Source organism: Hoeflea sp. BAL378 (assembly GCF_000759435.1).
Classification (GTDB): Bacteria; Pseudomonadota; Alphaproteobacteria; order Rhizobiales; family Rhizobiaceae; genus Hoeflea.
This window is the reverse complement of the sequence record NZ_JRJG01000147.1, coordinates 1-3,983: the sequence shown is the minus strand read 5'-3', so window position 1 is coordinate 3,983 and position 3,983 is coordinate 1. Positions and strand designations below refer to the sequence as shown.

Sequence of the window (3,983 nt, the reverse complement as noted above, 5' to 3'; positions counted from 1 at the left end):
CGCGATACGCGCCAATCGCCGACCTCCCCTCAAGGGGGAGGTGGGGATCCTCCCTATATTTCGGGCGACGCATCCCTATATTCCCGGTGAGGCCCCTCTCACCAACAAGGACGTGATTTCATGACTGACGAGACAAAGTTTCCGCCCGAGAAGAATTTCCCCGCCGGCTACCAGCCGGCCAAGGTCTGGCAGTGGGAGAAGGGCAATGGCGGCCAGTTCGCCAATATCAACCGCCCAATCGCCGGCCCCACCCATGAGAAGGAGCTGCCGGTCGGCAAGCATCCGCTGCAGCTCTATTCGCTGGCGACCCCCAACGGCGTCAAGGTGACCGTGATGCTGGAAGAGCTGCTCGAGGCCGGGCACAAGGACGCCGAATATGACGCCTGGCTCATCAATATCGGCGAGGGCAACCAGTTCGGTTCGGGCTTCGTCGGCGTCAACCCCAATTCCAAGATCCCGGCGCTGATGGACCATGCGCCCAAGGGCGGCGGCGGGCCGATCCGGCTGTTCGAATCCGGCTCGATCCTGTTCTATCTGGCGGAAAAATTCGGCGCGTTCCTGTCCACCGACACCCGCACCCGCGCCGAGACCATGAACTGGCTGATGTGGCAGATGGGCGCCGGCCCCTATCTCGGCGGCGGCTTCGGCCATTTCTACGCCTATGCGCCGATGAAGATCCAGTACGCCATCGACCGCTTCGCCATGGAGGTCAAGCGCCAGCTCGACGTGCTCGACCGGCATCTCGCCGACCACGAATACATGGCGGGCTCGGAGTATTCGATCGCCGACATGGCGATCTGGCCCTGGTACGGCCGGCTGGTCAAGGGCGGCGCCTATGAGGCGGGCGACTTCCTCGAGGTCGACTCCTACAAAAACGTCCTGCGCTGGACCGACCAGATCGGCGAACGCCCGGCGGTCAAGCGCGGCCGCATCGTCAACAAGAGCTTCGGCGAGCTATCGGAACAGTTGCACGAGCGCCATGACGCCTCGGATTTCGCGCTCCGCACCCAGGACAAGCTCGATGCCGGGAAGGACGGCAAAGCCTGATGGCCAAACTGCCCGAAATGACCAAGCACCGCGGAATCCCGTCCGGCCTGCCCGGCACGGGGTTCCAGTTCACCATCCGCCGGGCCAATCCGCGCGGCGTGACGGCGATCTTCAACCGCCGCCGCATGGCCGACCGGACGCCGACGGAGAAGCTCGCCGACATGGCCTTCCTGCACGCGCTCTGGCACCGGTTCGGCGACGAGCCGTTCGAGCGCGGCAATCTCGACGCCGGCCGCATCTCCTGGCTGTTCGGCCGCGAGATCGTGCCCGCCGAGCAGCCCTTCGACCCGCAGTCCTACCAGGCGCTGCTGCGGATCGACGAGCACGTGGCGCGGGCGAGCTATCCGGAAGCCTTCGAGGACGTGCTGGAGGTGTGAAGGGGGCTCGGCCCCTCCGTCCTCCTCGGGCTTGTCCGGAGGATCTGCCGGCCGCTCGGGCGGCACGGGGGCGACATCGGCGAAGGGGCAAGGAAGCGGCTGCGATGTCCGAGGCCGGGTCCCGCCCTCTCCGCCGTCATCCTCGGGCTCGTCCCGAGGATCTACCGGCCGCTCGGGCGGGGCGACATCGGCGCAACGACGCCGGGACAGAAGATCCCCGGGACAGGCCCGAGGATGACGACGGCGAGATTAAGAACGACGGTTACGACCGTGAAGACGACGACAGCAAATACGGGCGGCTTGCCCGCAATCGGGGACGAAGTGCATGTTTTCCAAAATCCTGATCGCCAACCGCGGTGAAATCGCCTGCCGGGTCATCAAGACCGCGCGCAAGATGGGGATTGCGACGGTGGCGGTCTATTCCGACGCCGACCGCAATGCCGAGCATGTGGCGATGGCCGACGAGGCGGTGCATATCGGCCCCCCGCCGGCCAACCAGTCCTACCTGATGGCCGACAAGATCATCGCCGCCTGCAAGGCGACCGGGGCCGAGGCCGTGCATCCGGGCTACGGGTTCCTGTCCGAGCGCGCCTCGTTCTGCCAGGCGCTGGAAGCCGAAGGCATCGTCTTCATCGGCCCGAAGGTGAAGGCGATCGAGGCGATGGGCGACAAGATCACCTCGAAGAAGATCGCGGCCGAGGCCGGCGTCTCCACCGTGCCCGGCCATATGGGCCTGATCTCGGACGAGGCGCATGCGGCCGAAATCGCCGCCGGCATCGGCTATCCGGTGATGATCAAGGCCTCCGCCGGCGGCGGCGGCAAGGGCATGCGGGTCGCCTGGAACGACGCCGAGGCGCGCGAGGGCTTCGCCCGCTCGAAATCGGAAGCGGCGAGCTCGTTTGGCGACGACCGCATCTTCATCGAGAAATTCATCGAGGAGCCGCGCCACATCGAGATCCAGTTGATCGCCGATGGCCATGGCACCGCGCTCTATCTGGGTGAGCGCGAATGCTCGATCCAGCGCCGCAACCAGAAGGTCGTGGAAGAGGCCCCCTCGCCGTTCCTCGACGCGGCGACGCGCAAGGCCATGGGCGAACAGTCGGTGGCGCTGGCCCAGGCGGTCGACTACCAGTCGGCCGGCACGGTGGAATTCATCGTCGACAAGCACCGGAAATTCTATTTCCTGGAGATGAACACCCGCCTGCAGGTCGAGCATCCGGTGACGGAACTGATCACCGGCATCGACCTGGTCGAGCAGATGATCCGCGTCGCCGCCGGCGAGAAGCTCTCGTTCAGCCAGGCCGACGTGAAGCTTAACGGCTGGGCGGTGGAAAGCCGGCTCTATGCCGAGGATCCCTATCGCGGCTTCCTGCCCTCGATCGGCCGGCTGACACGCTACCGCCCGCCAGAGGAAGGCACGCGCGACGGCATCACCGTGCGCAACGACACCGGCGTGACCGAGGGTTCGGAGATCTCGATGTTCTACGATCCGATGCTCGCCAAATTGTGCACCCATGCGCCGACGCGGACCGAGGCGATCGACGCCATGGCCGACGCGCTGGACCGTTTCGAGGTCGAGGGCATCGGCCACAACCTGCCGTTCCTGTCGGCGCTGATGCAGCATCCGCGCTGGCGCGAGGGGCGGCTGTCGACCGGCTTCATCGCGGAAGAATATCCCGAAGGCTTCGGCCCGGTGCCGCCCAACGACGCCACCGTCAAGCGCTTCGCCATCGCCGCACTGCTTCTGAGCCACATCCACGGCGAACGCACCGCGCGCATCTCCGGCGCCCGCTTCAGCCAGGCGGAGAAGCGCGCGCACGAGGAGAAGGTGGTGCGCATCGCCGGCCAGGAGATCACCGGCCATATCGAGCACACCGGCGACGTCTTCGTCGTCCGCCTGCCTGGCCGCGAGCCGATGGAGGTTTCCACCGACTGGACGCCCGGCGCCCGGCTCGCCCTGTTCGACATCGACGGCGCGAGCCACGCCATCAAGGCGGAGCCGGCGGACGCCGGCTGGCGGCTCAGGCAATTGGGCGTCGACGTGCGCGTCCAGGTGTTCCCGCCCCGGATCGCCGAACTGGCGCGGCTGATGCCCGAGAAGACCGCGCCCGACACCTCCGCCTTCCTGCTGTGCCCGATGCCCGGCCTGATCGTGTCGATCGCCGTCAACGAGGGCGACGAGGTGCAGGAGGGCCAGACGCTGGCCGTGGTCGAGGCGATGAAGATGGAAAACGTGCTGAAGGCCGAACGCAAGGGCGTGGTCTCCCGCATCCCGGTCAAGCCCGGCGACAGCCTGGCGGTGGACGAGATCATCATGGAGTTCGCGAAGTGACAGCTGCTCAGAGTTCAACCTCCCCCTCGAGGGGGTCCGCAGGACGGGACGAGACCCGTGGCTCGGCCCCGGGGAGAGACAAGCCGGTCGCGCAGCGGACGGCGCAGGCGATCCGGGTGGGGGTCCCGAACCACGCCGCGCTCGCCCATGGCATCGAGGGGACACCGGCGGCGCCGGGCGTGGTGCGCCACACGTCCTGCATTTCCACCGGACCGAGATCCACCCCC

General features: G+C 67.0%; 3 protein-coding genes. All 3 read left to right on the top strand.

What is annotated here, in order from left to right:
• Window positions 1–120: 120 nt before the first annotated feature.
• The 3 genes from yghU (at window position 121) to LL06_RS23305 (ending at window position 3,756) form a co-directional block, all read left to right on the top strand.
• Window positions 121–1,047, top strand: coding sequence for a glutathione-dependent disulfide-bond oxidoreductase (gene yghU, locus LL06_RS23315; RefSeq protein WP_035532679.1), 927 nt, complete (start codon window positions 121–123; stop codon window positions 1,045–1,047).
• Window positions 1,047–1,424, top strand: a complete 378-nt coding sequence (locus tag LL06_RS23310) for a hypothetical protein (protein WP_035532677.1) — start codon at window positions 1,047–1,049, stop codon at window positions 1,422–1,424. The genes yghU and LL06_RS23310 overlap by 1 nt, the downstream gene beginning before the upstream one ends.
• A gap of 325 nt (window positions 1,425–1,749) precedes the next feature.
• Entirely contained in the window at window positions 1,750–3,756 is a 2,007-nt protein-coding gene (locus tag LL06_RS23305) for an acetyl/propionyl/methylcrotonyl-CoA carboxylase subunit alpha (protein WP_035532675.1), read from the top strand.
• Window positions 3,757–3,983 lie beyond the last annotated feature (227 nt).

Excerpts from the sequence above, each read along its gene's own strand:
- LL06_RS23305 (WP_035532675.1), top strand. The coding sequence starts at position 1,750 with ATGTTTTCCAAAATCCTGATCGCCAACCGCGGTGAAATCGCCTGCCGG.
- LL06_RS23310 (WP_035532677.1), top strand. The coding sequence starts at position 1,047 with ATGGCCAAACTGCCCGAAATGACCAAGCACCGCGGAATCCCGTCCGGC.
- yghU (WP_035532679.1), top strand. The coding sequence starts at position 121 with ATGACTGACGAGACAAAGTTTCCGCCCGAGAAGAATTTCCCCGCCGGC.